We start from the raw sequence: 23,555 nt of genomic DNA on the forward strand, positions 1-23,555 counted from the left end.
AGCTTCTCTCACCTGAAGAGGTCTGGCCTATCACCTTTGAATTCACTCAGCCAGGGAGAAAATTCAAGGACCCCTGACCTGAACCAGCAGAAGTCCTCATGCTCCATGCTCAGCTCGAGGGCACCCCCACTGACCTCCACAGAGAATATTATGTTCACCGAGACCTTATGGGGGAACACCTGCTCATATGCACCCAGCAGGTGCAGAGGTGTTATCCTGAGGCCTGTCTCCTCACGGACCTCCCTTGAAAGGGCCTCATCAAGTGTTTCCCCTGCCCTCACCTTACCACCCGGGAGCTCCCAGAGTGATGGGTTTGTGGACGATTCGCGGGACCTCCTCAGCATTAGAACACCATCTTCGCCCCTTATAAGGGCCCTTACAACCGGAATAAACGGCTTCATATCTTCACACCCTAAGGACTTATATTGTCATTTGGATAAAGATTTGATTAAACTTTAGGGAGGATCAACACTAATGTTTCCTGATATTGAGGTTAACGATAAAGGACATCTTCTGATTGGCGGTGCAGATGCAGTGGAACTGGCAGATGAATACGGCACCCCCCTCTATGTCATCGATGAGATGAGGATAAGGGAGAACTACCGGAGGCTCCACAGGGCATTCTCAGGTGAATACTCGCGGTTCCAGGTATTCTATGCATGCAAGGCCAACACCAACCTTGCGGTCATGAGGATACTGGAGGAGGAGGGGAGCGGAATTGACGCTGTATCTCCTGGAGAGATCTACACAGCTCTCATGGCAGGCTTTGACCCTGACAGGATACTTTACACCGGTAACAACGTCAGGGACGATGAACTGCAGTTTGCCCTAGATTCAGGTGTCAGGATCAATGTGGATTCAAGGTCACAGCTCCGGCGGCTTTCAGAGATCGCCCCTGAGGGTCTCAGGATATCCTTCAGGGTCAACCCCCTGGTGGGGGCAGGGCACCACGAGCACTGCATCACCGGCGGAGAGATGAGCAAGTTCGGTGTAATGGAGAGAGAGGCACCTGAGGTCTACAAGATGGCCATGGACCTTGGATTTGAGCCAGTGGGGATACACGCCCACATAGGCTCAGGTATACTGGACCCTGAGCCATTCATGCTGGCCGTTGAAACCCTGATGGACATAGCCGGCAGGGTTCATGAGGCCACAGGGGTTGAATTTGAGTTCATAGACTTTGGAGGCGGACTCGGAATACCATACACGCCTGAAGAGGAACCACTGGACATTGATGAATTCGCATCAAAGATAACAGGACTCTTCAAGGATAAACTCTCAGAGTACGGTCTTGGAAGACCCATGATGTGCCTGGAGCCTGGAAGGTACATAGTTGGGGATGCATCCTACCTCCTCACAAGGGTCAACACCATAAAGGAGAGCTACAGAAAATTTGCAGGTGTTGACGCAGGCTTCAACACCCTCCTGAGACCTGCCATGTATGGATCCTACCACCACATACTCGTGGCTGAAAGACCCCTGGATGAACCATCTGAGAAGATGGATGTGGCTGGAAACGTGTGTGAATCAGGGGATCTCTTTGCAAGGGACAGGCAGCTCCCTGAAATTAATGAGGGTGATGTCCTTGCCATAATGAACGCAGGGGCCTACTCCTTCTCAATGTCCTCCCAGTACAACTCCAGGCCAAGACCCGCTGAGGTCCTTGTGAGGGAAGGCCAGGTTGATGTTGTCAGGGAGAGGGAGACCTTCTCTGACCTCCTGAGGGGACAGAATGTACCTGCAAGACTTCTGAAGAGGTAGATCTGATGACGAGGATGATACTCTTTTCCAAGATGCATGGGCTTGGAAACGACTACGTGGTTATAGATGAGAGCGCCCAGGAGTGCATACCTGAGGATAAGAAGCCAGAGTTTGTAAGGGAGGTATGCACCAGGGGATTCTCTGTGGGTGCGGATGGTGTTATATTTGTCCAGCCTGCATCCGGCGAAGGGGATATCCGCTTCAGGATATTCAATGCTGATGGAAGCGAGGCAGAGATGTGCGGAAACGGTATAAGGTGCTTCTCAAAGTTTGTATATGACAATGCCATAGTGAGGAAGAGGAGACTGGAGGTGGAAACCCTCGCAGGTATCAAGACCGTGGAACTGGAGGTCGAGGATGGTGCAGTGGTCTCATCAAGGGTTGATATGGGTACCGCAACATTCAAAACAGACCAGATACCCATGGATGTTGAGGAATACGAGTTCATAGACAGGTTCCTGCCTGTGGAGGGTGAGGACATTAAGCTCACAGCACTAAGCGTTGGGAATCCACATGCCATAATATTCGTTGATGATGCGGAGGGTGTGGACCTTGACAGGCTTGGACCGGCAATAGAGAACCATCCCCTCTTTCCTGAGAGGATAAATGTGCACTTTGTTGAGGTCGTGAGCCCCTCTGAGATAATCATGGTGACCTGGGAGAGGGGTGCTGGACCCACAATGGCCTGCGGCACAGGGGCCACAGCCAGTGTAATTGCGGGTGTTAAACTTGAAAAACTGGATGACAGTGTCCTGGTGCACCTTCCAGGAGGGGAACTTAAAATAGACGTCTACCAGGACGGCACAGAACTCGGGGCCTACATGGAGGGCGATGCTGTCATGGTATTTGATGGTATACTGCTCCGTGATCCATAGGATGGTTTAAAAGGTCCTATAGTTCATTTTTCAAATCCTTGAAAAATGGTAGGGGCCTGGTTTTATCAGGGGATCCACATGGGGATCTCCCATATTGTTTGAGTTCTGGGTCGGAGTAACATGTGTCTCGCACTGTTCCATGTGAGAGCATCCGTGATGTCTGGTTCCTTTCCTAAAGTTGGGTTATAATATTGTGCATCTTAATAACACTTCAATTTTTCAGAGGTTTTTGTCTCGAAAGCTTTTAAGAGGTGCATGCAGAGCAGAAATAGATGTGTTTGCGGAATACTTAAAAGGAGCATGAGCATGTGCTATGAACAAGCCGGTGTCTCCTGGTTTCAGAACTCTCTTCTTAATGTCACGTATAAGATGAATGTAAGGCCAAGGAAACACCCAGGACAAAGAGTGAAAAAACTTCGATCTTGAAGGAATAACCTTCACCTTTACCCTTGATGTTCTGCATTTCTCTTTGGTTAGGGTTTTTTTAAGTGCTGGTTTGAGCTGCGCTGTCCACGGCCGGAATGTTATCTGTTTTCTTGGTTGATTACAGTATTGTAGCTTGTAAATCTCTTGGAAATTGTGGGGGTGTTAATTGTCTATCTTTTTCCCTGGATCTGCAACTTCAACACTTTCATTTAGTTAGGGTTAGTCTCATCTGTCGATAACTATTATGTTGGCTATTTCACCTTCTCTTTTTTATCAAATGCAAGTAGAATTAACGCCGCTATAGTCACTATAGTCATGGTATTTCTTAGTAATGCTGGCTGCCGGGTTAGTATTACTATATAAAATAATAAAGCCAGAACTATTGTGTAAAACAAAAGTTTTAATCTTCTTGCGGGGGTATCATAGATACTTTGAAGTCTGGCATATCCATAAAGAATTAGTACAATTAACATGAACATTAACAATCTTAACTCTGAGTATTGGAAAAAATTAAATTCTATGTATAAAAAAATCCCAAAAAAGACTACAGACAGGAGTAACATTATTATTTTTTCATGTTTTTCACTTATATCCATAGATACTCCTCCGATTTCATAAAAATAAAATTAAATATCAGGTATATGTCCACCACCCCTCGTTAAGATGCGCTGTTCCCACGGTGCCTAGATAAGCTGTCCCTAAGAAACCAAAAAGCTTACCCACGGGATGATTTGTGTAACCTGGTGCTACACAGACCCAGGCACCTCCATAGTATACTCTCCACCAGTTAAAGCTTCGGTTGTACCATGCATTTCTTTTCCATCTTCCCTGTCTCTTTAACCTTTGATTTAACCTGTACTTCCAGTTTTTACCTTTAATGTTTTTCATTTCCTTATCAGTCAGAGTTCTGTTGTCTGCCTGCACATCAGAGGTGGTATTTGTCAGGTTATTTATGGGTTCTGATGAGTTTGTATTCTTGTTGCTTTGATCTGTAGTTTCGTTGACCTGTGGATTATTAGGGTCATTTATAACCAGTGTATATCCGCTGTAGATCTCAGTGAACTCTTCTATATTCATTTCGATGTTCCCGAGGCTTGGATCTGCGAGTTTGATGGTGTCATTGGTGATTTCGTTTATTACGGTGTAGTGTCCGGTGCCGTCATTGATGTTGTGGTGGGGTCTGCGGAAACTCAAAGGGATTTTGATCTAGCTTTCGATATAACCTTGTCTATCATGGATCCTACTGTCATCAGTATTAGGACCATGAAAAAGTATCCAATTAAGGCTATGAAAAAGAGTCCCCCATGAGCAGATAGTAGTGTCCAGGTTGATGAAATATTGTTGTGAATCATCGATCCAAGTAATCCTCCCAGTAATCCTATGAATAAAGATACTATGGCTGTTATAATCATGTTAACCTCTTTTTCTTCCATCTTACTGAAATGTGCGATAAATAATCCTGCCAGGATAACAAAGGACAATGCTAGAGGGAATGGTACTATCAAGGAGATGAGAAGCATTGACAAACCAATTAGCAGGACATATGCCCGTTTCATTTTTCACATACCTCCGAATGATACTCATATTCCACACTTAATTTCTTCATGCCGCATACCTATATCCCACGCGCCGATACCAATCCATATAGCGATCACCATAAGTCTTACAGCGAGCATAATAATAGTCAAAGCCATCAGCATCCAGCGTACAAGCACAGCGCACCATTTGGGCTGTATAAGAGACTATATGGAATCCATAATAGGCACGGACACGCACAGGATACCAACCATGCCAATGATAAGAACACCGCCACTTCCATGGATGCCAATGTTTATGCCTCCATTTTTTACCTTTAATGTTCTGCATTTCCTCATCAGTCAGAGTTCTGTTGTCTGCCTGCACATCAGAGGTGGTATCTGTCAGGTTATTTATGGTTTCTGATGAGGTGTTCTCGTTGCTTTGATCTGTTTGATTATTTGTTTGTTCTGTGGTTCCGTTGACCTGTCTTGGATTATTAGGATCATTTATAACCAGTGCATATCCGCTGTAGATCTCAGTGAACTCTTCTATATTCATTTCGATGTTCCCGAGGCTTGGATCTGCGAGTTTGACCGTGTCATTGGTGATTCCGTTTATTACGGTGTAGTGTCCGGTGCCGTCATTGATGGTATAGGCGATCATGTTTTCTTTGAGTTCAGATATGTTTAGTTTCATGCCGGTTGCGTTCATTCCCTTGGCCCTGCTGGCTTCCAGGAGGCCCTGCATGGTGGTCCCGTCTTCGGTTGTTCCGGCAAGGCCTGCGAGTTCATCCTCTGTGGTGTTCACTCCGAGTCTCTGGAGGACGGTGGCGAGTGCTGCGGGTCCGCAGGTGTAGTTCCTTGTCTGGAGGACCACACCCTCAGAATCCACTGTAACATTATGGGTCAGTGCACCCGTTACATCATCCCCCTGTGCTTCAAGGACTGTACAGTTGTCTGCGCAGGCCGTGTCGTCCAGTGTGGAGTTGTCTGCAGCGGCTGAAGAGTTAACAGACACCGCGAGGAGGAGCACGACCAGGAACAGGACATAAAAACCTCTCACCATGGACACCCCCATTAACTTATAATAATTCTATACAAAAAACTCATATATATATTACGGATCAGCTACAGCATATTACTTGAGGCGACAGTAAAATTTCATAGTAGGTATATAAACGGGGGACTCGCCATAAATCGATGGGAGATTAAAAAAACTGGAAAAACATGACACACCAGCTCATGGTGCTTATAAAATTTTTTATTAAATCCTGGCTGTTATCAGGACTATCTCCTCAAAGAAGTACCTCTCACTTGCAGTAACCGACGCATCAAAGCCCATATCTGCCAGTTTCTGGAGGGTCTTCTCTGTATCGGAGAGGGAGGACTGCACCAGCTGGACCCTCCCCCCAGGTTTCAGGTGTGCCTGGACCTCATCAAGGAACCTGTCTATAACCATCCTGCCGTCGGGGCCCCCATTCCAGGCGAGGTCCAGGACGTCCCCTGTGGCATCATCCCCGGTGGCTGGAAGGTAGGGTGTGTTGAAGAGGATGACGTCAAATTTTTCGCCCTCAACCGGGTCAAAGAGGTCCCCCTGCAGGACCCTGAGTTCAACTCCATTGATAATGGCATTCTCCTGCGCGCACTTAACTGCGGCGGGATTCACATCGGTTGCAGTCACATCTCCCTTTTCTGATGCCCTTATGGCAACAAGTCCTGTCCCTGTACCTATTTCAAGGACACGATCACCCTCCCTGACATCCAGGTTATCTGCAAGGAGGAAGGTGTCCTCTGCTGGTTCATAGACGTTTTTGCAGGTCTTTATTTTAATTTCACAGTATCTTATCATTTTCATTTTTCACCGTCCTCATCAAGGATGAAGACATCCTCGATATGCTCCCTTCCCAGGGCCCTTGTGATCCTGTGGGCAAGGATGAGGGAGGGGCTGTAACGTCCCTTCTCAAGGGCTATTATGGTCTGCCTTGTTACCCCAACCCTCTCTGCGAGTTCCTCCTGGGTTAATCCGAGTTCCTTCCTGTGTTCCCTTATTAGTGTCCTCAATTCTCCCTCTCCAGCCGGTAGTTTGTCACGGATTTTGCAAGGACACCTGCAAGGAGTGCAAGTAAAATGAAGGGGTCGACGTGGGGCTTTCCCTGCAGGGAACTTGAGATGAGTTCTATGAACACTCCAATTACAAGCACTGGCATCATGGCCCATGCGGCGTTTCTTTCTGCTATGGCCTCATGGAGGTACTCCCTCTCATCCCTTTTCACCTTCCACATAACATCAAACATGTCCAGGAACAGGAATGCAAGCCAGGCACCTGTCACATACATCCTTGTGGTGGTGTTGAGGGGAAGTAGCTGGATCCCGATAAGCAGCAAGAATAGGCATGCAAGGTATACTGCGCCCTGCCAGGTTTTTATTGAGACTCCCCAGCCACCGTACTTTCTTCTACCGAACCATTGGGGTCTTGCTATTATCAAAACAATCACCTATGTAAAAAATAGTTTACATAACATTTATAGTTTTCTCAGGGATGTGCTGATCAAGGCCCAGCTCAGGAAGAACCTGAGAGATCCTCTATATGCTCTGCTATTTCAAGTATATCCTCTGGTCTCAGCTGAAAGACCCTCTTCTCCAGTATTTCGGGTGGAAGACCCCTCAGAACTTCATTAAAGCTCAGATCAGTCCTGATTTCATGGAATGATTCTCTGAGGGATTTTGAGGTTTTCTTCTTCCTGTGCTGGAAGAGTGCACGGCATACATCCTCGAGGAATGCCGGGGCCCTGAAACCCGTAGGTTTAAGGATTACAACCGCAGATTCAACCCTGGGACGGGGGAAGAAACAGCCCGGTTTGAGGTAGTCAACTATTTCAACCTCTGCAAGGAAGTGCACCATGACCGACAGTCTTGAGTACTCCCGTGTACCCGGCTCTGCAACCATTCTCCTTGCAAATTCCTTCTGGTACATGAGAACAGCGAGTTCAAAGTCATGCTCCAGAAGCCTGAAGGTTATGGGGGAGGATATCTGGTAGGGCAGGTTGGATACGACCTTGTTGAATTCTGGAAAATCAACCCTGAGGGCATCACCGACTATCACATCAACGTTATCCACCTGAAGCCTGTCCATCAGGATAGCTGCAATGAGGGGATCACTCTCAATTGCGGTGACATGACCAGCAAGTTCTGCCATTGGAAGTGTGAGGGTCCCTATACCTGGTCCTATCTCAAGGACCCTGTCATCTTCCCTGAGGTCAGCGTATTCAAGTATGCGCTGCCTTTTGACCTCATCTATGAGGTAGTTCTGGCCGAGGCTCCTTCTAAGCCTCACACCATACTTCCTCAGCACCTCCCTTGTCTCGGTGTAGAGCCCTGACATAAAAATAGATTCTAAATTAAATTGAAGGATCAGCCCCTCCTCTTCTGGGGCGGTCTTGTGAATATGTTGTACTTACGTTTTCCCCGTTTGGCGCCCTCAACATCCAGTTCCATGAGGACCCTCCTGACGATGAGTTTAACAGGGTCTGATAACATGGGGACCCTGTTCTTTATGTCCTCGAAACTTTCAAAGGGCTTCTCCTCACGGGCCTTGAGGATATCCCACATGTGCTTTTTACCGATTCCTGGAAGAAGTTCAAGCTGGTGAAGCCTGGTACTTATGGGTCCAGCCTCGTTGAAGAACTTTACAAACCGGTCCTCATTTGATTTTATTATCTCCTCAACGACGTAGGGCAGCTCAACCCTGGCGGTGGCTGTGAGTTCATTGTGACGGAGCCTCCTGTTTATACGGGCGATCTTGTCCCTTTTACCCTTACCGATGTAGACCTCCTCGTGGATTTCAAGGTCCACGTCCGGTCTTGGTGTTAACTCCAGGAGGGTGAACTCATCCTTACCCAGTGCCTGGGCAACAGGCCTCTTCTTGAATGTACCGAACCCTTCGCTCATGTAACCAAGTGGAAGGTAATCCAGTATGATAGCGTATTCTTCCATGAAATCACATACTCTACTTTTTTCAGGTCAGATATTATTTTTATTCGACCCGGTATTTATCTATTACCTCGAGTATGCCTGGAAGGTCATCAGCCTTTATGGGAACCCTCTCCTTGGCAAAGATTAAACGGAGGTCGGATATGTCCACCGGCATTATATCTGCAATTTTAACAGCATGCCTCCTTTTGATGTTGGGGATGTCCATCAGTTCCTCCACCAGCTCCCTGCTCTTTTCAGGGTCAAGCCTTGAAAAACGGGTTACATGGTCAAGGACAAGGTTCTGCTCGTATGTGAGTTCATGGTCTTCCCCAAATTTTTCAAGGATTTCCTTAACCTCTGCCATAGAAACAGGTTCACTTTCCAGAACCTTTTTCCCGATCATGGGAATCACTCTTGCATCTGAAGGTGCTCTGGCCTCACAACAAGCTGTTTATCCTTGTTACCATCCTTCAGGGCAACAACATAGGATTTACCCATCATCGCCACAACTCGACCGGTTTTACCATGGAAACGCGGGTGTGGCTGGCCCCTGTGAATGCTCGGGTCGATGATGATGTGTACAAGGTCACCCTCATTGAAGCTCTGGATCTTCCTTGTTATGGGGTTGGACCTGCCTGGCCTTTTAACCTTCTGAAGCTTGTGTCTTGTTTTACTTCTGAAACCTCTTGATCTTCTCATTCTTTAACCTCCATAAAAAGCCTTCAATGGCTTGTAACAGTCACTAAAACTTTACAAGAATCAGATATCTAAACTTATAAGTTCTCTATTTAATATTTCCATTAATATATATTTTTCCTTATCATGGCTATTCTGCATGGGACGTCGTGTTTTATTTTTTCGATCATCTGCTTAATCCTTTTCTGATGGTTCATCACCGACCTCAAGGACATCAAGGGCCACGCACCTTGCAGGAACCCCCAGAACACTGCTTACACTTGGTTCTGTACGTCCTGAATCCCCTGAAATAAGCTCCTTTATGTAGAGGCCACCCTCACCCTTTATTATCAACTCAAGGCAACCATCCAGCCAGTTCCATGATATTTCCAGGACTCTCCTCTCTCTGACCCTGTCAGCCCTGCGGTGGGAAACCCTCACAGGGGTCCGCTGTCTTATGATGTCAAGTGACCCGAGTCTCTCAAGGGCCTCCTCAGTAACATCTCCATCCAGTTCAACCAGGGCCCGGTAAACCTTGTACCTGCTCTGGGATGAATCCTTCAGTTCAACCTTCCTCTTCCTTGTGGAGAATCTGAGACCCTCAACCTCAACCATGCCCTGGGCCCTGCGGTTCACCTCCTCCTCAAGGGATTCAGGGTCCAGGTTCCTCACCCGGGGTTCCCTTATCTCCAGGACAAATGGTCTCCCTGTCCCGAGCATCCGGACGTCCACATCCTCCCTGCCTGAGCCATGGAACCTTGCATCACGTCCCTGGCTGGCCTCCAGGATGGGCCCGGCTATGAGCTCCTCCACAGACGTGGGATACATCTTACCGGTGTAATTGCACCTCTCACAGCCCCTCCCCCTGCACTTCCTGCAGGGCCAGCGGGTCTGGGGTATTCCCCTCACCAGCTTGCGGTACCTCCCCTCAAGGAAGAGGGGGTTTATCTGGATCCAGACCCTGATGTCCCCCCTGAAGTCCACCATCACCACGAGGTCGGGGTCCTCAAATTCTGCGCTGCAGCCCAGCAGTTTGACAACCCTCTTACCAAGTTCACGGTTGAGATCCCTTTTAAGCCCCTCAGTCTGGATTCCGAGGCGCTTTCTGATCTCATCATCAAGTTCCACCATTTCGGGGGGCAACCTTGTACCCACAAGTACCGAAGAGTATTCAAGGCCAAGTTCATCCACCCTCTCCTTAACCATCCCTGCGGCCTCATCAATCCTGTCAAAGACGTCACCGCATATCATGCATGGCCCGGATAGTTTCAGCGAGAATTCCTTCTGGAGCTTCTCACCCCTCAGACGGTTCCCTGGCCCTTCAACCAAATCAATAAAGTGCCTGCCAAGGCATTGCAGACATATTCTGGACTCTGTGATTTCAAGCAGTCCTCCCAGTCTCTGCTGAACATCCATGGTTATCCCCTGATCTCTGCCCTTCAGGATGCTATCTCATGAACTGCCTCATGAGCTGGCCCATGGGTCCGCCCATCTTTCTCCTTCCAAGTCCCTTCATGGCCTTTTTGGTGACCCTGTAGTACTTCAGGAGCTCCTTAACGTCCTCATTGCGTGTCCCTGAACCCCGGGCTATCCTGCGTATTCTTGAGTGTTTTATGATGTCTGGTTTTTCCAGTTCCTCCTCTGTCATGGAGTCCATTATTATGAGGTACTTCCTTATGGTCTCCTCGGTCATCTTGCTGGCGTCCTTTGGGAGTTTCCCGGCACCGGGCAGCATACTCATAACCTGCTGGAGGGGCCCCATCTTACCCATCATCTCAAACTGCACCCTCATATCCCTGAGGGTGAACTTACCTGAGAGTATTGCGTCGAGGGATTCCTCTGCAATCTCCTCCTCTGAAACCTCTTCAACCTTCTCGAGGAGACTTCTGAGGTCCCCCATACCGAGGAGACGTGATATGAACCTTTCGGGATCGAAGACCTCCAGGTCATCTATCCTCTCACCGGTACCTATGAACTTTATGGGAGCACCTATCTCTGCAACGGCCGAGAGGGCCCCACCACCCTTGGCTGAACCATCGAGCTTGGTCACAATTATTGAACCTATATCTGTGGCTTTTCTGAATGCGAGGGCCTGTTCCCTTGCCTGCTGGCCTATGGTTCCGTCGATTACAAGTATGGCCTCATGGGGCTCCACAATGGCTGAAAGTTCCTCCATCTCCCTGAGGAGGTCCTTCTCCTCCTTGTGTCTTCCGGCCGTATCGAATATGATAACGTCCTTCTTCTGGAACCGGGCAAGTCCCTTCTCTGCAAGGTCCAGGGCGTCCCTGTTCTGGGGGTCGCCGTATATGCTCACGTCCTGTCCCTCGGTATACTGTTTCAGCTGCTCAAGGGCCGCAGGGCGCCAGGTGTCTGTACAGACCACCCCAACAGTGAAACCCTTCTTGCGGAGGTACCTTGCAAGTTTACCTATGGTTGTTGTTTTACCGCTACCCTGGAGTCCAAGGAAGAGTATGCGGTACGGTTTATCATCTATGACAAGTTCATGGCTCTTCTCACCCAGGAGTTTGACCATCTCATCGTACACTATGCTTATGATGTGCTCCTTTGGCGTTATCCCCTTAGGGGGTTCCTCGTTGAGTGCCCGTTCCTCAATTGACTTTGACAGGTTGAATACAAGTTTTATGTTGACATCGGACTGGATCAGGGCCCTCTGTATATCCTTTATGACCTCCCTGACGACCTCCTCATCAACAATTGTCATCCCTGCCAGCTTTTTCATAGTTTTACTGAGACTTCTGCCCAGATTCCCAAGCATGGTTTCACCTGCAGTGATGGATAATCATTAACTATTGTTGGGATCACCTTATATATTAAGAGTGGTGGATGGGCTGCGCCATATAAAGGTCACAGGTGGTGGGCGGCAGATCCTTTGAGGACCTATATTACCTATATTAAGATCCTCAATCATATCTAGATAATGAATTCAATTTTCAACAATCCCGATGCGTGATCGAAATGCTTGATAAACTCAAGGAAAGCCTCAGAAATTCACCTGTGATTAAGAAGGGAGAGTATGACTACTTTGTAAACCCTGTAACCGATGGCATACCCCTCACCGAACCCGAACTCCTGGAGGAGGTTGCAGAGGAGATAGTGAGGAGGTTCAGACCTGAAGCGGATAAGATAATCTGCATAGAGGCCATGGGCATACACCATGCAACGGTTCTATCACTGAAGACCGGAATACCCTTCGTCGTGGTGAGGAAGAGAAGGTACGGCCTTCCCGGCGAGGTTGCCGTCCATCAGATGACAGGATACAGTGAAGGGGAACTCTACATAAATGGTGTTGATAGTGGAGACAGGGTCGTTGTCATTGACGACGTTGTGAGCACTGGAGGGACCCTCCTGGCGGTCCTGGAGGCCCTCAGGGAGATGGATGTTGATGTCAGGGATGTTATAACAGTCATAGATAAGGGTGAGGGATCCAGGGTCGTGAGGGAAAGAACAGGTTTCACTGTAAAGAGCCTCGTGAAGGTTGATGTTATCGATGGCAGAGTTAAGGTTGAGGATATCCCTGCCGGGGGGCCGCATGATTAAATGTCACTCTACAGGCTTGAAACTGAAAGGGTCATCGGGGAGATAAGGAAACGTAATGCAGGGGTCGTGGGCCTTCAGTTCCCTGAGGGACTTAAAATGAGGGCAGTTGAACTTGCAGAGCAGATAGAATCAGAAACAGGCGCAACTGCCGTGATATCCGCAGACCCATGCTTCGGGGCATGTGATGTTTCAGATAGAAAAATGAGGGACATGGTTGACCTCATAGTCCACTATGGACACACACCACTCCCCCTTGACTATGAGGTCCCTGTGATATTCATAGAGGCCGCATCCTCAGTTGAGGTAGGTGAAGTCATCAGGGAGGCTGCTGACAGACTGTCCGGTCACAGGAGGATTGGAATTGCAACAACAGCACAGCACCTCCACCTGCTTGACCAGGCAAGGTCTCTCCTTGAGGAGAGGGGCTTTGAGGTCGTCACAGGGGAGGGTGTTAACACAGCCAGGGGCCAGGTCCTGGGATGCAATTTCTCAGCCATCAGGGGCACCGATGCAGATGCCTACCTTTTCCTTGGAAGCGGGAACTTCCACCCCCTCGGGATAAAACTCTTCACCGGACGCGAGGTTGTGGTGGCTGACCCATATCATGGTGAGGTGAGGGACATTGAGGAATTCGCAGACAGGGTCCTGAGGGTGAGATTTGCGAGGATAAGCAGGGCATCGGATGCCAGCAGGTGGGGGGTGGTGGTCTCATCAAAGGCTGGACAGATGAGGTTTGAGCTTGCCCTCATGGTTAAGAAAAAACTTGAGGAGGCTGGAAGGGAGGCCCTCATACTTCTCGCTGAGAACATATCACCGGCTGCACTCCTCCCCTTCAGGGAACTTGAGGCCTTCGTGGTAACTGCGTGTCCTAGGATAGCCATAGATGACTCACAGCTCTACGATAGACCACTCCTGAACCCATCTGAACTGGAGATAGTTCTGGGAGAGAGAAGCTGGGACGACTACACACTGGATGAGATAATACACGGATAACCCTTTATCTGGTGTGGTATCTACAGATAGGCCAGTGTGCGGCTGGCTCTCATGCATGGTATTCAGAGGCATGGTAATCAGTGGACAGATGTGCAGTATGGTTTTTGTAGTGAGATTTGGAGGAATGGAGTAATCGATCTTTGAAGGTCGCATGCAAAAGCATATATATAATCAGATCTAACCATAGATCACTGTAAGGTAAGCATTGTTTTTACCTTGAAGAGGTGAATGGATGAAAGTTAAATCTGGGGATATGGTTTTTCCCGGAGATTTTTTGGCTGTAAGCGAAGAGGTCCTCCCCTCTGAGGGGACCTACGATGAGGATGGTAAGATAAAATCCCTTGTCGTTGGAGAGGTTTCAAGGGATGACCGGAATAAGAGCATAAAGGTAATATCAAAGCTGAACACACCACCAACACTTAAAAGGGGTTCAAGGGTCATTGGAGAGGTCATTGATGTAAGGGGTCAGCGGGCCCTTGTGAGGATACACAGCATCAAGGGCAACAGGAGAGCCCTTGCAACATACTTCGTTGGAGGAGTCCACGTTTCACAGGCAAGGAAGGGCTACCTTTCAAAGCTAACAGACGCCTTCAGGATAGGGGACATCGTGGAGGCAAGGGTCACAAAGATCATGGACCTCGATGGCATAGATCTACAGACATCAGGCCGTGACCTTGGGGTTATCAAGGCAATGTGCACCCGCTGCAGGCACTTCATGGAAGTGAACGGCAGGGACGAGGTCAGGTGCCCGAACTGTGAAAACCGGGAAAAAAGGAAGCTATCAGTGAATTATGAAGGTTAATCACTTAAGGGGTAATTCTAATGGAAGTCATTCTGGATAAGAGATATGAGATGGAGATAGTATTTGAGGGAGAAACACACACCCTCTGCAATGTATTAAGAAGCATCCTCATGGAGGATGAAAAGGTTAAGGCAGCAGCATACTCGATAGACCACCCAATAGTGGGGGAACCACAGCTATATATCAGGGCAGGAAGCCCGAAAAAATCACTCAAGGCAGCAGCCGAAACCCTGAGGGATAGATGTGATGAATTCAGGGGCCTCATAGAGTCCCTGTGAACTATTTTTCCATGGAGAACCATAATTTCAGGCAGATAAAATCTGAGATAAGGATTCTCGGCATAGATGATGCTCCATTCACCCCCAGAAGTGAGGAGGACGTGCTTCTGGTTGGCACCGTATTCAGGGGCGGGCAGTGGCTCGACGGCGTCCTCACAACCACGGTGAGGGTGGACGGTGACGATGCCACAGAGCGGATCATCGAGATGGTGAATGGATCAAGGCACCTCAACCAGCTGAGGGTCATAATGCTTGATGGGCTGACCTTCGGGGGCTTCAATGTTGTGGATATAGTGGAATTATCAGAGAGGACCGGCCTTCCCGTTATAGTGGTTGTGAGGAAACATCCAGATATGGAAAGAATAAAGAGGGCGCTCAAGCACAGATTTTCTGACTGGAAGGCAAGGTGGCGCAGCATAGAGAGGGCCGGTAGAATCTACAGGGTGGAATCCAGGGAACCCCTCTACATCCAGACCGCAGGCATTGAACCTGATGACGCCGCAGAGATTGTCAGGATATCAACGACCCGCAGCTCAATTCCAGAACCACTGAGGGCGGCCCACATAATTGCCTCAGGAGTCACGTTAGGAGAGTCCAGGGGCAGCGCCTAGAAAGAGATGCCTGCAGGAGGAGTCTGGTTTGAAGGCACCCATGCTCACGGCGGACGTTATCATAAGGTTATCAGGGGATAGAATAATCCTCATAAGGAGGGGCAGATCACCCTACAGGGGGTCCTGGGCCATACCCGGAGGATTTGTGGAATACGGTGAAACTGTTGAGGATGCAGCAAGGAGGGAGGCCCTCGAGGAGACAGGCCTTGATGTTGAAATCGAGGACCTCCTCGGGGTCTACTCCGACCCCCGGAGGGACCCCCGCGGGCACACCGTGAGCGTATGCTTCACCGCGAGGGCAGTGTCCGGTGAACCGGAGGCCGGTTCAGACGCTGCAGACATTGGAATATTCCACATCGAGGATATAGATGATCTTGAACTCGCATTTGACCACCGGAAGATTCTGGAGGATTTCAGGAGGCAGATACCGGGAATAGATTGATGAGGAATGCATCCCGTGTTCCACTAAAAAAATTCTGCAGCATATCATGACCTCCAGTCACAATCAAAATTATTATAAATGTCCTTGTAGAAAAACTTTAGAAATCAAAAAGGTTTCAGTTTCTCTGACCAGGAGGAAGAAGATGGAGTTTTGTCCTAAGTGCGGAGCTGTAATGTTTCCATCCGAGGGAAAATTTAAGTGTCAGTGTGGCTATGAGAAGGATATCACAGATAAGCTCAAAGACAAGTACAGCGTCTCAGAGGAAGTTGAGGCAAAGGAGACCATAATATTCACAGGTGATGATGTAAATACCCTCCCAACCACGAGGGTTGAATGCCCGAAATGTGGTAACATGGAGGCCTTCTGGTGGCTGCAGCAGACAAGGAGGGCTGATGAATCAGAGACACGGTTCTTCAGATGTACCCGCTGCAAGCACACCTGGAGGGAATATGACTGAAAAATGGTGAGCAGATGTCTGATGAAGGCCCCGATAATGGTAAGAAAGGCAGGTATTCAGGAAGGCTCAGGGGTTTCCTTGCCAGGGTCTGGGAGGAGTTACAGGAGGATGAATCAGAGCACGGCTTTCCGGTGACCCTCATAATGGAACACCGTGACGATATACTGAGGTACGGTGCAATGGTACTTGGTGTCATGCTTTTGCTGACCGGTATCGTCACCATAATGGGGTCATCTGACCGTGTTGTTGACAATGTGGTCTCAGGCGAGAACACGGTCATCGCAGCATTCCTCATCCTCACGGGTCTCCTGCTGGTGGGGGCCTTCATGGTCCATAGCATCATAGGGGGCACACCCCTTGAGGGGTTCTATAAACAGGTGAAGAAGGCTGAAAGAGGGGAAGAGAAAGAAGAAGAGGAATAGTATATAAATCATGACCCCAATATCTAGCTATATAGGATAAGGAGGACGAAAATGTTCAAGGCAGAATTGAATGACCCTAACATTTTAAGGACGAGCTTCGATGCCATATCATCCATCGTTGACGAGGTTCAGATACAGCTTAGCGCCGAAGGCCTGCGCCTGGACGCCCTTGACAGGTCCCACATCACATACGTGCACCTCGAACTGAAGGCCGAGCTTTTCGATGAGTACGTCTGTGATGAACCAGAGAGGATCAACGTGGACACAGAGGAACTCATGAAGGTCCTCAAGAGGGCAAAGGCAAATGACAGGGTCATACTCTCAACCGACGAGGGAAACCTGATAATCCAGTTTGAAGGGGAAGCAGTAAGGACATTCAAGATAAGGCTGATCGACATCGAATACGAAACCCCAAGTCCTCCTGAAATTGAGTATGAGAATGAGTTCGAGGTGCCATTCCAGCTCCTCAAGGACTCAATAGCTGACATAGACATATTCTCAGATAAGATAACCTTCCGTGTGGATGAGGACCGTTTCATAGCCTCAGCTGAGGGAGAATTTGGAGACGCCCAGATTGAATACCTCCACGGCGAAAGGATAGGTAAACCTGCAAGGAGCATATACTCCCTTGATAAGATCAAGGAGATGCTCAAGGCAGACAAGTTCAGTGAGACCGCAATAATCAACCTGGGAGATGACATGCCCCTCAAGCTGACCCTGAAAATGGCAAGCAAAGAGGGTGAACTCAGCTTCCTCCTTGCTCCAAGAATAGAGGCAGAGGAATAACTTAAAGGTGAGGAATGGGGTTGGACGAATTCTTTCAGAAACTGAGGAGGATTCAGAAAAAGGAGAGATCTGAAAGCGGCCTTGCAAGGGTGGGGGATGACTTCTATGAGAGGGTTCATAGTTACATAGAGGACCTCCTTGACGCCGTTGGCAATGACCCCTTCGCCAAGGAACACTACCTCATAAGGGACACCCAGAGGATAGCCACGGAGATCTGCGAGAGAAGGGAGCACAAGATAACTGATAGTGCCGTCATGAACGTCCAGAGGTCATATCACCTCTTCAATGGCAGGCCACAGTTCGACCTCCAGGATACAACCCCCCTCAACATGACACCAGAGGAGGAGGAGCTCTACTTTTCACTGGTAGAAACCCTGAGGGAATTCAGGGCGAGGATAATCCCCTCAATAGATGTTGAATCCAGCACCAGGGATTCAGGGGCGAAACATGATGCCCCCCGGAAGGACGTTCTGGATGGTCCTGAAGCTCTTACTGGTCCTTCAACATCCGTAAAAACCGATAAAGGGGTTAAAGGGCGGGAGGAGGATATTGAAACCGTACTGATATTTGAGGAGGTACCTGCCAGAATAATGGGTGTGGATGAAAAGGTATACGGTCCATTCCGGCCGCAGGACATAGTCACGCTCCCATCACTGAATGCAAACGTCTTCATAAATGCAAAGAAGGGTCGGAGGATAAGGTATTCATAGGCAGCAGGCTTTAAAATGGTTAGACTGCTCTCCTGTTCTCTGAGGATCAGGTACCCTGCAATGAAACTGATGGATCAACACGGATTAGCAGTTTAAGGTTCAGTGAACCACCAGGTGGTGTCACATACAAAGGTATAAATAGAGATTTGAGATATACTAACCCAGTATAAAAAAGTTCAGTTATTTTAAAGGCTTACTTTTTCACTTACGAGGTGATTAGATATGAAGATTCCTAAGGAAAGAAGAACTTACTGTCCAAACTGTAGAAAACACACCGTTCACGAGGTACTGGAATCAAAGAGGAGAAAGGCCAGTGAACTTAAGTGGGGTCAGAGGCAGTTCAGACGTGTCACTGCCGGTTACAGGGGTTACCCACGTCCACTCCCATCAGGTAACAAACCCGTTAAGAAACTTGACCTCAGGCTCAAATGCAAGGAATGTGGAAAGTCACACATAAAGAAGAAATCCTTCAGGGCTGGAAGGGTTGAATACGTGGCCTAGAGGTGATTGGCGTGATATTCTACAATACCAAGGGTAACTTTCTCCGTGTTAAATGTCTGGACTGCGGAAACCAGCAGGTTGTCTTTGACAGGGCAGCATCATATGTTCAGTGCATAATCTGTGGTAAAACACTTGTTGAGCCAACAGGAGGAAAGTCAAAGATCAAAGCCCAGATTCTAGAGGTCCTGGATTAATCTAGGTGTTTTTCATGGTAAGAAGAAAAAATGAATGGCCTGAAGAGGGTGAACTGGTGGTTGGGACCGTTCACAAGGTCCTCAACTACGGCGCCTTCGCCACCCTGGAGGAGTATCCAGGGAAGGAGGCTTTCATTCACATCTCCGAGGTATCCTCTGGATGGGTTAAAAACATAAGGGACTTTGTAAGGGAGAACCAGAAGATCGTTGCAAGGGTCCTCCGTGTGAATCCTCGTAAGGGACACGTGGATGTTTCAATGAAAAGGATAAGGGAGGACCAGCGCACAAAGAAGATCCAGGCATGGAAGATCGAACAGAAGGCTGAGAAATTCCTTGAACTCGCAGCAAGGGACCTTGGAAAGGACCTTGACACCGCCTATGAAGAGGTTGGATACGAACTGATGGACATATTCGGAGACCTCTACGGCGCCTTTGAAACCGCTGCAGAGGAGGGGGAAAAGTCCCTCATCGAGGAGGGAGTCCCTGAGGACTGGGCAGCCGTCATCACAGAGGTTGCCAAGCGCAACATAACACCCCCCGAGGTCCAGATAACTGGATACGTTGACATCAAGTCCTACGCACCCAACGGCGTCGAAATAATTAGGAAGGCACTTAAATCAGCCCAGGATGAGGGTATAACAGTCCAGGCGGTAGGAGCCCCCAGGTACCGGCTCATCGTGAAGTCAACGGACTACCTGAAGGCAGAGAAGCAGCTCAAGGAAGCAGCGCAGAAGTGCATAGAGATCGTTGAGAAAGAGGGTGGAGAGGGAGAATTCCTCCGTGAACTTACATGAAGATGAAAAGATGCCGTTCATGCGGAGAGTACACCCTGAAAGAGGTCTGCCCACACTGCGGAGGTAGAACAGGGGTCATTTATCCTCCAAAGTTTTCCCCGGAGGACAAATATGGCGCATACCGGAGAAAACTCAAAAGAGAGCTTTACTCTAGAGGTAGTGGTGAATAAAAATGAGGGAAACAATCATAAACGTTCTGGAAGACATTGAACTTTCCAGCCCCATATTCATCGAGGCACTTCCAGGAATAGGACATGTGGGTAAACTGGCAGCCGATCACATAATAGATGAACTGAAGGCTGTCAAATTTGCTGAACTCTACTCCCCATCATTCCCACCACAGGTACTGGTTGATGAGGATGGTATAGTTGAACCCATGAGGAATGAGTTCTATTACCTCAGGGATGCAGGCGAGGATGAGAGGGATTACATAATACTCGTGGGCAACACCCAGGGACTCTCACTTGAGGGACAGTATGAGATCTGTGGCATGATACTCGACTTTGTTGAGGGATACGGCGCCAGGAGGATATTCACCCTTGGAGGCCTCGCAACGGGGCAGCCCGTTGAGAAGGCGAGGGTCTATGGGGCAGCAACCAGCATGGAACTCGTCGAGGATCTCAAGGAACACGGCGTCATCATGAGATCCGCTGATGGAGGCATAATAGGCGCATCAGGACTTCTCCTTGGAATGGGGAGGCTGAGGGGCATGGAGGGTGTATACCTCATGGGTGAAACACCAGGCTACTTCATAGACGCCGAGGCCGCCCGCGCACTCCTTGAGGTGCTACTTGAGATGACAAAACTTGAAGTGGACCTTGAAAAACTTGAGGAGCGGGCAGAGGAGACAAAGAAGATGATCTCCAAGGCCCAGCAGATGGAGCAGGAAATGATTGAGAGGATGAACCTCAAACCCGGGGAAGAGGATCTGCGTTACATAGGCTGACCCCACCACCTATTTTTTCTGGATGATCAGATGATCATAAACGCTGACCTGCATATCCATAGCTGCTTTTCAAGGGCAACGTCCCGTAACATGGTTATTGACAACATAGCACCCCAGGCACGCCTCAAGGGCCTTCACCTTGTAGGGACAGGCGACGCACTTCACCCTGGATGGCGGAAGATCATAGCTGAATCAACTGAATATGAGGGGGACGGGATTTACGGGCGCGAGGAGTGCAGCTTCGTAATAACGGCGGAGGTTGAGGACTCAAGGAGGGTCCACCACCTCCTGATACTCCCCTCACTTGAGGCTGCAGAGGAGATAGCTGGGAGGATGCCCTCAGCCAGCACCACAGATGGAAGGCCCAGGGTGAGGATGAACGGGGCCCAGATACTTGAACTTGTACATGAATACGATGGCATGGCAGGACCATCCCATGCCTTCACACCATGGACCAGCATGTACAAGTCATATGACAGCTACATGGACTGCTACGGGGCAAGACCAGACTTTCTTGAACTGGGCCTCTCTGCAGATACTGACATGGCTGATAAGATAGCCGAACTTGCAGACATACCCTTCCTGACCAACTCCGATGCCCATTCGCCATGGCCCCACAGGCTGGGGAGGGAGTTCAATCAGTTTGAGATGGATGATGTGTCCTTCACCTCCCTCAGGAGGGCCATAGGTAAGTGCAGGATAAGGGCGAACTATGGACTTGACCCGCGCCTCGGAAAGTACCACATGACTGCATGTACTAGGTGCTACCGCATTTACAGTCCTGAGGAGGCGCTTGGAATGGACATGAGGTGTCCCTGTGGTGGTAAAATCAAGAAGGGTGTGGATTACAGGATATACGAGCTCTCAACCTGGGATGAACCTCACCACCCACCACACAGGCCCCCCTACGTCCACCTGATGCCCCTTGCAGAGATCATAGGGATGAAATATGATAAGGGAGTAACCACAAAATTTGTACAGGGAATCTGGGAGAAACTTGTGGGGGAATTTGGAACAGAGATCCGGGTGCTGCTTGATGCTCCCCTTGAGGATATTGCAGCTCTGGATACGGGTGTTGCTGTTGCAGTGGAGGCCTTTCGCAATGGCTCACTGACTGTGATACCTGGTGGTGGTGGGAAGTATGGTGAGATAAGGTTCCCTGCAGAGACCCTTGATGCTTACTTCAGATAATCTAATCCAATAATCTAGGATACCATTATCATCCATCATTATTTCTTCAATGGACCTGGAAAATGGGCTGTTTTATTCCATGGGTCTCAAAAAAAGGAATTCCTATCATTGTTTCTTAGAATTAGAATAATTGAGCGGACCCGCCGGGATTTGAACCCGGGACCTTCAGATTAGGAGTCTGATGCCCTATCCTGGCTAGGCTACGGGCCCCGTTTCCTTTACACCTTTTTTTAGCGGACCCGCCGGGATTTGAACCCGGGACCTTCGGATTAGAAGTCCGACGCCCTATCCTGGCTAGGCTACGGGCCCTGACAAAAGAGTAAAGAAATATTTGATTTTCTAATATATAAACTTTTACATGTAGATGGGTGTCTCGGCCTCTCCCTGCACCGTCTCTGCGAGCTTCTTGAGACGTGACTCTATGGCCTGGGCCTCCTGCAGGAGGGGCTCAGGGTCAACGGATGTACCGAGCATTTCATTCAGGACCTCAACGACACTTGCAGCTGCCCTCGGGTCAGGGTAGGGGTTGAGGATCTCTGCAAAGAGGCATGATGCTGGTACATCATTAACAGCGCACCTTGTAAGGAGGGTCCCTGAAATACCATTGAGGTTACCGAAGGGGACTATCGGTATTCCAAGGTCTGCAAGTCTCTGGATGACCTCCTGGCTGTTACCCGCACCCGCCACTGGCTGTGACTTTTCACGGACAACCATGCTGTTAAAGGTTATCAGCTCCCTGCTCTTATTGCGGACCATCCATTCCACGATCGCATTTGTCATATCATAGACAACTGCAGGGGGGAGTATGAAGTCCGAGAGGAAGAGGACTATCCCATCACCCTCATATATCCTGAAGGGGTGTATTGCAACGCCCTTATAGAGGACAGCCAGGGGAGGGAAGTACTTTGAGTCAATGTAGCCTATCTCCCTCATCTTGAGGTCCTCAACCAGAAGCCACCCCAGTATGTTACCTATGAGGCCAACTCCAGGGGAACCCTCAAGGACGACAGCGTCCTCAACATCCTCTGAATATATTGTGCAGCACTCTGTTTCTGTCTTAATCATCATGGCGCACCACCAGCCCCTCCAAGGTTTTTACCGGTCATGGGGTCAATGTAGATCTCTCCAACGGTTTTCCCACCCATTTCGATGGGGACAACATAGACCAGTTTACCGTCCATTTTAAGGAGCCTTGGTGTCCCTGCAGCGGCACCCTCCTGCTTTATATATGTCTGGGCAATACTCTTTGCCTCTGAATAGGATATCTTCACATTCACTCCTGAACCCCCACCTGAGGTTGAACCACTGCCACCCTGTGATGATGTGGTTGAGGGCGATTCACTGTGGACGCTTGACTCCCCCTGCTGCTGGCCCTGATCATGACTGCTCTGGGGACTTGTGAATTTCCACAGTGTCTCGGAATTCTGACTCACCTGATAACCTGCAGCAACAGCTCCAATTATCAGGACTATCGCCACCGATGCTAGAACCTTTGAGTTTATCATCAACTCACCTTCCTGGTGTTAACAACATATTTAGTATGTGGGTCAAGATATATAACACTCAGTATTATTGAATGAAAAATTAATATTATAAACTCTGTTTTCTACCAATAATAAATAATCTATAAAATGATATAAATAG

At 48.8% G+C, this 23,555-nt stretch carries 34 protein-coding genes and 2 tRNA genes; 18 read left to right on the top strand and 18 right to left on the bottom strand.

Translation table 11 applies throughout. The annotated features are described in order from the left end of the window. Positions 1-8 precede the first annotated feature (8 nt). Positions 9-401, bottom strand: coding sequence for an NUDIX domain-containing protein (locus tag C7452_RS00235; protein WP_048175867.1), 393 nt, complete (start codon positions 399-401; stop codon positions 9-11). 73 nt (positions 402-474) lie between these two features. Here C7452_RS00235 and lysA point away from each other — a divergent pair, with 73 nt between their 5' ends. Together lysA and dapF are read left to right on the top strand one after the other, a co-directional pair. Beyond that, positions 475-1,761, top strand: a complete 1,287-nt coding sequence (lysA, locus tag C7452_RS00240) for a diaminopimelate decarboxylase (RefSeq protein ID WP_048175866.1) — start codon at positions 475-477, stop codon at positions 1,759-1,761. Positions 1,762-1,766: 5 nt separating this feature from the next. Further along, entirely contained in the window at positions 1,767-2,636 is an 870-nt protein-coding gene (gene dapF, locus C7452_RS00245; protein WP_010876947.1) for a diaminopimelate epimerase, read from the top strand. Positions 2,637-3,313: 677 nt separating this feature from the next. Here dapF and C7452_RS00250 read toward each other — a convergent pair. From C7452_RS00250 to C7452_RS00310, 13 genes are all read right to left on the bottom strand, one after another. Further along, positions 3,314-3,658 carry a hypothetical protein gene (locus tag C7452_RS00250; protein ID WP_048175865.1) on the bottom strand — a complete coding sequence of 115 codons (345 nt, stop codon included), beginning with the start codon at positions 3,656-3,658 and terminating at the stop codon, positions 3,314-3,316. Positions 3,659-3,695: 37 nt separating this feature from the next. Further along, positions 3,696-4,256: a cysteine peptidase family C39 domain-containing protein gene (locus C7452_RS09125; RefSeq protein ID WP_048175863.1), complete on the bottom strand. Its 561-nt coding sequence runs from the start codon at positions 4,254-4,256 to the stop codon at positions 3,696-3,698. Beyond that, on the bottom strand, positions 4,253-4,618 hold the full coding sequence (locus C7452_RS00260; RefSeq protein ID WP_048175862.1) for a hypothetical protein: 366 nt from the start codon (positions 4,616-4,618) through the stop codon (positions 4,253-4,255). Before C7452_RS00260 ends, C7452_RS09125 begins: the two co-directional genes overlap by 4 nt. A gap of 46 nt (positions 4,619-4,664) precedes the next feature. After that, positions 4,665-5,645: a C39 family peptidase gene (locus C7452_RS00265; RefSeq protein ID WP_245942729.1), complete on the bottom strand. Its 981-nt coding sequence runs from the start codon at positions 5,643-5,645 to the stop codon at positions 4,665-4,667. 198 nt (positions 5,646-5,843) lie between these two features. After that, positions 5,844-6,428: a HemK2/MTQ2 family protein methyltransferase gene (locus tag C7452_RS00270; protein WP_170130266.1), complete on the bottom strand. Its 585-nt coding sequence runs from the start codon at positions 6,426-6,428 to the stop codon at positions 5,844-5,846. Between the two features lie 2 nt (positions 6,429-6,430). Then, positions 6,431-6,640 carry a helix-turn-helix transcriptional regulator gene (locus C7452_RS00275; protein ID WP_115891918.1) on the bottom strand — a complete coding sequence of 70 codons (210 nt, stop codon included), beginning with the start codon at positions 6,638-6,640 and terminating at the stop codon, positions 6,431-6,433. After that, on the bottom strand, positions 6,637-7,074 hold the full coding sequence (locus C7452_RS00280) for a hypothetical protein (RefSeq protein ID WP_115891919.1): 438 nt from the start codon (positions 7,072-7,074) through the stop codon (positions 6,637-6,639). Before C7452_RS00280 ends, C7452_RS00275 begins: the two co-directional genes overlap by 4 nt. A gap of 65 nt (positions 7,075-7,139) precedes the next feature. Continuing rightward, on the bottom strand, positions 7,140-7,961 hold the full coding sequence (gene rsmA / locus C7452_RS00285; protein ID WP_115891920.1) for a 16S rRNA (adenine(1518)-N(6)/adenine(1519)-N(6))-dimethyltransferase RsmA: 822 nt from the start codon (positions 7,959-7,961) through the stop codon (positions 7,140-7,142). A 29-nt stretch (positions 7,962-7,990) separates the two neighbouring features. Then, entirely contained in the window at positions 7,991-8,572 is a 582-nt protein-coding gene (locus tag C7452_RS00290) for a DUF655 domain-containing protein (RefSeq protein ID WP_010876938.1), read from the bottom strand. Between the two features lie 40 nt (positions 8,573-8,612). Then, positions 8,613-8,954 (bottom strand): RNA polymerase Rpb4 family protein, encoded by a 342-nt coding sequence (locus C7452_RS00295; RefSeq protein ID WP_048061025.1) that lies wholly within the window; start codon positions 8,952-8,954, stop codon positions 8,613-8,615. Between the two features lie 5 nt (positions 8,955-8,959). Continuing rightward, positions 8,960-9,250 (bottom strand): 50S ribosomal protein L21e, encoded by a 291-nt coding sequence (locus C7452_RS00300; RefSeq protein WP_115891921.1) that lies wholly within the window; start codon positions 9,248-9,250, stop codon positions 8,960-8,962. Positions 9,251-9,421: 171 nt separating this feature from the next. Then, positions 9,422-10,642 carry a tRNA pseudouridine(54/55) synthase Pus10 gene (locus tag C7452_RS00305; RefSeq protein ID WP_115891922.1) on the bottom strand — a complete coding sequence of 407 codons (1,221 nt, stop codon included), beginning with the start codon at positions 10,640-10,642 and terminating at the stop codon, positions 9,422-9,424. 31 nt (positions 10,643-10,673) lie between these two features. Then, complete coding sequence (locus C7452_RS00310; RefSeq protein ID WP_115891923.1) at positions 10,674-12,002, bottom strand: signal recognition particle protein Srp54; 1,329 nt, start codon at positions 12,000-12,002, stop codon at positions 10,674-10,676. A 200-nt stretch (positions 12,003-12,202) separates the two neighbouring features. Between C7452_RS00310 and hpt the strand changes: the two genes are divergently transcribed. From hpt to C7452_RS00390, 16 genes are all read left to right on the top strand, one after another. Then, the gene (gene hpt, locus C7452_RS00315) at positions 12,203-12,784 is read left to right on the top strand and encodes a hypoxanthine/guanine phosphoribosyltransferase (protein WP_048061024.1); all 582 of its coding nucleotides are present in this window, start codon (positions 12,203-12,205) and stop codon (positions 12,782-12,784) included. Then, on the top strand, positions 12,785-13,777 hold the full coding sequence (gene dph2 / locus C7452_RS00320) for a diphthamide biosynthesis enzyme Dph2 (protein ID WP_010876932.1): 993 nt from the start codon (positions 12,785-12,787) through the stop codon (positions 13,775-13,777). Between the two features lie 232 nt (positions 13,778-14,009). After that, positions 14,010-14,579 carry an exosome complex RNA-binding protein Csl4 gene (locus C7452_RS00325; protein ID WP_115891924.1) on the top strand — a complete coding sequence of 190 codons (570 nt, stop codon included), beginning with the start codon at positions 14,010-14,012 and terminating at the stop codon, positions 14,577-14,579. 20 nt (positions 14,580-14,599) lie between these two features. Beyond that, complete coding sequence (locus C7452_RS00330; RefSeq protein WP_048175849.1) at positions 14,600-14,857, top strand: DNA-directed RNA polymerase subunit L; 258 nt, start codon at positions 14,600-14,602, stop codon at positions 14,855-14,857. A gap of 11 nt (positions 14,858-14,868) precedes the next feature. After that, a complete protein-coding gene (locus tag C7452_RS00335) occupies positions 14,869-15,468 on the top strand; it encodes an endonuclease dU (protein WP_048175848.1) in 600 nt (199 codons plus the stop codon). A 28-nt stretch (positions 15,469-15,496) separates the two neighbouring features. Further along, positions 15,497-15,910 carry an NUDIX domain-containing protein gene (locus C7452_RS00340; protein WP_115891925.1) on the top strand — a complete coding sequence of 138 codons (414 nt, stop codon included), beginning with the start codon at positions 15,497-15,499 and terminating at the stop codon, positions 15,908-15,910. A gap of 142 nt (positions 15,911-16,052) precedes the next feature. Next, positions 16,053-16,367, top strand: coding sequence for a transcription factor S (locus C7452_RS00345; RefSeq protein WP_048175844.1), 315 nt, complete (start codon positions 16,053-16,055; stop codon positions 16,365-16,367). A 14-nt stretch (positions 16,368-16,381) separates the two neighbouring features. Continuing rightward, the gene (locus tag C7452_RS00350; RefSeq protein ID WP_115891926.1) at positions 16,382-16,789 is read left to right on the top strand and encodes a hypothetical protein; all 408 of its coding nucleotides are present in this window, start codon (positions 16,382-16,384) and stop codon (positions 16,787-16,789) included. Between the two features lie 51 nt (positions 16,790-16,840). Further along, positions 16,841-17,575 carry a proliferating cell nuclear antigen (pcna) gene (pcn, locus tag C7452_RS00355; protein WP_048175840.1) on the top strand — a complete coding sequence of 245 codons (735 nt, stop codon included), beginning with the start codon at positions 16,841-16,843 and terminating at the stop codon, positions 17,573-17,575. A 20-nt stretch (positions 17,576-17,595) separates the two neighbouring features. Continuing rightward, the gene (locus tag C7452_RS00360) at positions 17,596-18,285 is read left to right on the top strand and encodes a DNA replication complex GINS family protein (protein ID WP_115891927.1); all 690 of its coding nucleotides are present in this window, start codon (positions 17,596-17,598) and stop codon (positions 18,283-18,285) included. Between the two features lie 222 nt (positions 18,286-18,507). Then, entirely contained in the window at positions 18,508-18,786 is a 279-nt protein-coding gene (locus C7452_RS00365; RefSeq protein ID WP_010876923.1) for a 50S ribosomal protein L44e, read from the top strand. A gap of 2 nt (positions 18,787-18,788) precedes the next feature. Next, complete coding sequence (locus tag C7452_RS00370) at positions 18,789-18,980, top strand: 30S ribosomal protein S27e (protein ID WP_010876922.1); 192 nt, start codon at positions 18,789-18,791, stop codon at positions 18,978-18,980. Positions 18,981-18,994: 14 nt separating this feature from the next. Beyond that, positions 18,995-19,774, top strand: a complete 780-nt coding sequence (locus tag C7452_RS00375; protein ID WP_048061020.1) for a translation initiation factor IF-2 subunit alpha — start codon at positions 18,995-18,997, stop codon at positions 19,772-19,774. Continuing rightward, positions 19,771-19,944, top strand: coding sequence for an RNA-protein complex protein Nop10 (locus C7452_RS00380; protein ID WP_115891928.1), 174 nt, complete (start codon positions 19,771-19,773; stop codon positions 19,942-19,944). Before C7452_RS00375 ends, C7452_RS00380 begins: the two co-directional genes overlap by 4 nt. Before the next feature lie 2 nt (positions 19,945-19,946). Next, positions 19,947-20,720 carry a proteasome assembly chaperone family protein gene (locus C7452_RS00385; protein ID WP_115891929.1) on the top strand — a complete coding sequence of 258 codons (774 nt, stop codon included), beginning with the start codon at positions 19,947-19,949 and terminating at the stop codon, positions 20,718-20,720. Positions 20,721-20,750: 30 nt separating this feature from the next. Beyond that, the gene (locus tag C7452_RS00390; protein WP_048175834.1) at positions 20,751-21,911 is read left to right on the top strand and encodes a TIGR00375 family protein; all 1,161 of its coding nucleotides are present in this window, start codon (positions 20,751-20,753) and stop codon (positions 21,909-21,911) included. A gap of 135 nt (positions 21,912-22,046) precedes the next feature. On the opposite strand, the gene C7452_RS00395 is transcribed toward C7452_RS00390, so the two are convergent. The 4 genes from C7452_RS00395 to C7452_RS00410 form a co-directional block, all read right to left on the bottom strand. Further along, positions 22,047-22,121, bottom strand: a tRNA-Arg gene (locus C7452_RS00395). 24 nt (positions 22,122-22,145) lie between these two features. Next, positions 22,146-22,220 (bottom strand) — tRNA-Arg (locus tag C7452_RS00400). Between the two features lie 45 nt (positions 22,221-22,265). After that, on the bottom strand, positions 22,266-22,979 hold the full coding sequence (locus tag C7452_RS00405; RefSeq protein WP_048175832.1) for a proteasome assembly chaperone family protein: 714 nt from the start codon (positions 22,977-22,979) through the stop codon (positions 22,266-22,268). Continuing rightward, entirely contained in the window at positions 22,976-23,416 is a 441-nt protein-coding gene (locus C7452_RS00410) for a PepSY domain-containing protein (protein ID WP_048061019.1), read from the bottom strand. Before C7452_RS00410 ends, C7452_RS00405 begins: the two co-directional genes overlap by 4 nt. Positions 23,417-23,555: the final 139 nt, after the last annotated feature.

Origin of the sequence: Methanothermobacter defluvii (genome assembly GCF_003385755.1) — an archaeon.
GTDB classification, from domain to species: domain Archaea; phylum Methanobacteriota; class Methanobacteria; order Methanobacteriales; family Methanothermobacteraceae; genus Methanothermobacter; species Methanothermobacter thermautotrophicus.

What these genes read in the sequence shown, in the direction of transcription:
- C7452_RS00235 (WP_048175867.1), bottom strand. Translation starts at nt 401, where the DNA reads ATGAAGCCGTTTATTCCGGTTGTAAGGGCCCTTATAAGGGGCGAAGAT.
- C7452_RS00385 (WP_115891929.1), top strand. Translation starts at nt 19,947, where the DNA reads ATGAGGGAAACAATCATAAACGTTCTGGAAGACATTGAACTTTCCAGC.
- C7452_RS00405 (WP_048175832.1), bottom strand. Translation starts at nt 22,979, where the DNA reads ATGATGATTAAGACAGAAACAGAGTGCTGCACAATATATTCAGAGGAT.
- C7452_RS00300 (WP_115891921.1), bottom strand. Translation starts at nt 9,250, where the DNA reads ATGAGAAGATCAAGAGGTTTCAGAAGTAAAACAAGACACAAGCTTCAG.
- C7452_RS00345 (WP_048175844.1), top strand. Translation starts at nt 16,053, where the DNA reads ATGGAGTTTTGTCCTAAGTGCGGAGCTGTAATGTTTCCATCCGAGGGA.
- C7452_RS00250 (WP_048175865.1), bottom strand. Translation starts at nt 3,658, where the DNA reads ATGGATATAAGTGAAAAACATGAAAAAATAATAATGTTACTCCTGTCT.
- lysA (WP_048175866.1), top strand. Translation starts at nt 475, where the DNA reads ATGTTTCCTGATATTGAGGTTAACGATAAAGGACATCTTCTGATTGGC.
- C7452_RS00330 (WP_048175849.1), top strand. Translation starts at nt 14,600, where the DNA reads ATGGAAGTCATTCTGGATAAGAGATATGAGATGGAGATAGTATTTGAG.
- C7452_RS00410 (WP_048061019.1), bottom strand. Translation starts at nt 23,416, where the DNA reads ATGATAAACTCAAAGGTTCTAGCATCGGTGGCGATAGTCCTGATAATT.
- C7452_RS00375 (WP_048061020.1), top strand. Translation starts at nt 18,995, where the DNA reads ATGGTAAGAAGAAAAAATGAATGGCCTGAAGAGGGTGAACTGGTGGTT.
- C7452_RS00335 (WP_048175848.1), top strand. Translation starts at nt 14,869, where the DNA reads ATGGAGAACCATAATTTCAGGCAGATAAAATCTGAGATAAGGATTCTC.
- dapF (WP_010876947.1), top strand. Translation starts at nt 1,767, where the DNA reads ATGACGAGGATGATACTCTTTTCCAAGATGCATGGGCTTGGAAACGAC.
- C7452_RS00310 (WP_115891923.1), bottom strand. Translation starts at nt 12,002, where the DNA reads ATGCTTGGGAATCTGGGCAGAAGTCTCAGTAAAACTATGAAAAAGCTG.
- C7452_RS00305 (WP_115891922.1), bottom strand. Translation starts at nt 10,642, where the DNA reads ATGGATGTTCAGCAGAGACTGGGAGGACTGCTTGAAATCACAGAGTCC.
- dph2 (WP_010876932.1), top strand. Translation starts at nt 12,785, where the DNA reads ATGTCACTCTACAGGCTTGAAACTGAAAGGGTCATCGGGGAGATAAGG.
- C7452_RS00350 (WP_115891926.1), top strand. Translation starts at nt 16,382, where the DNA reads ATGTCTGATGAAGGCCCCGATAATGGTAAGAAAGGCAGGTATTCAGGA.
- hpt (WP_048061024.1), top strand. Translation starts at nt 12,203, where the DNA reads ATGCTTGATAAACTCAAGGAAAGCCTCAGAAATTCACCTGTGATTAAG.
- C7452_RS00380 (WP_115891928.1), top strand. Translation starts at nt 19,771, where the DNA reads ATGAAGATGAAAAGATGCCGTTCATGCGGAGAGTACACCCTGAAAGAG.
- C7452_RS00270 (WP_170130266.1), bottom strand. Translation starts at nt 6,428, where the DNA reads ATGATAAGATACTGTGAAATTAAAATAAAGACCTGCAAAAACGTCTAT.
- C7452_RS00290 (WP_010876938.1), bottom strand. Translation starts at nt 8,572, where the DNA reads ATGGAAGAATACGCTATCATACTGGATTACCTTCCACTTGGTTACATG.
- C7452_RS00260 (WP_048175862.1), bottom strand. Translation starts at nt 4,618, where the DNA reads ATGAAACGGGCATATGTCCTGCTAATTGGTTTGTCAATGCTTCTCATC.
- C7452_RS00325 (WP_115891924.1), top strand. Translation starts at nt 14,010, where the DNA reads ATGAAAGTTAAATCTGGGGATATGGTTTTTCCCGGAGATTTTTTGGCT.
- pcn (WP_048175840.1), top strand. Translation starts at nt 16,841, where the DNA reads ATGTTCAAGGCAGAATTGAATGACCCTAACATTTTAAGGACGAGCTTC.
- C7452_RS00265 (WP_245942729.1), bottom strand. Translation starts at nt 5,645, where the DNA reads ATGGTGAGAGGTTTTTATGTCCTGTTCCTGGTCGTGCTCCTCCTCGCG.
- C7452_RS00390 (WP_048175834.1), top strand. Translation starts at nt 20,751, where the DNA reads ATGATCATAAACGCTGACCTGCATATCCATAGCTGCTTTTCAAGGGCA.
- C7452_RS00295 (WP_048061025.1), bottom strand. Translation starts at nt 8,954, where the DNA reads ATGATCGGGAAAAAGGTTCTGGAAAGTGAACCTGTTTCTATGGCAGAG.
- rsmA (WP_115891920.1), bottom strand. Translation starts at nt 7,961, where the DNA reads ATGTCAGGGCTCTACACCGAGACAAGGGAGGTGCTGAGGAAGTATGGT.
- C7452_RS00365 (WP_010876923.1), top strand. Translation starts at nt 18,508, where the DNA reads ATGAAGATTCCTAAGGAAAGAAGAACTTACTGTCCAAACTGTAGAAAA.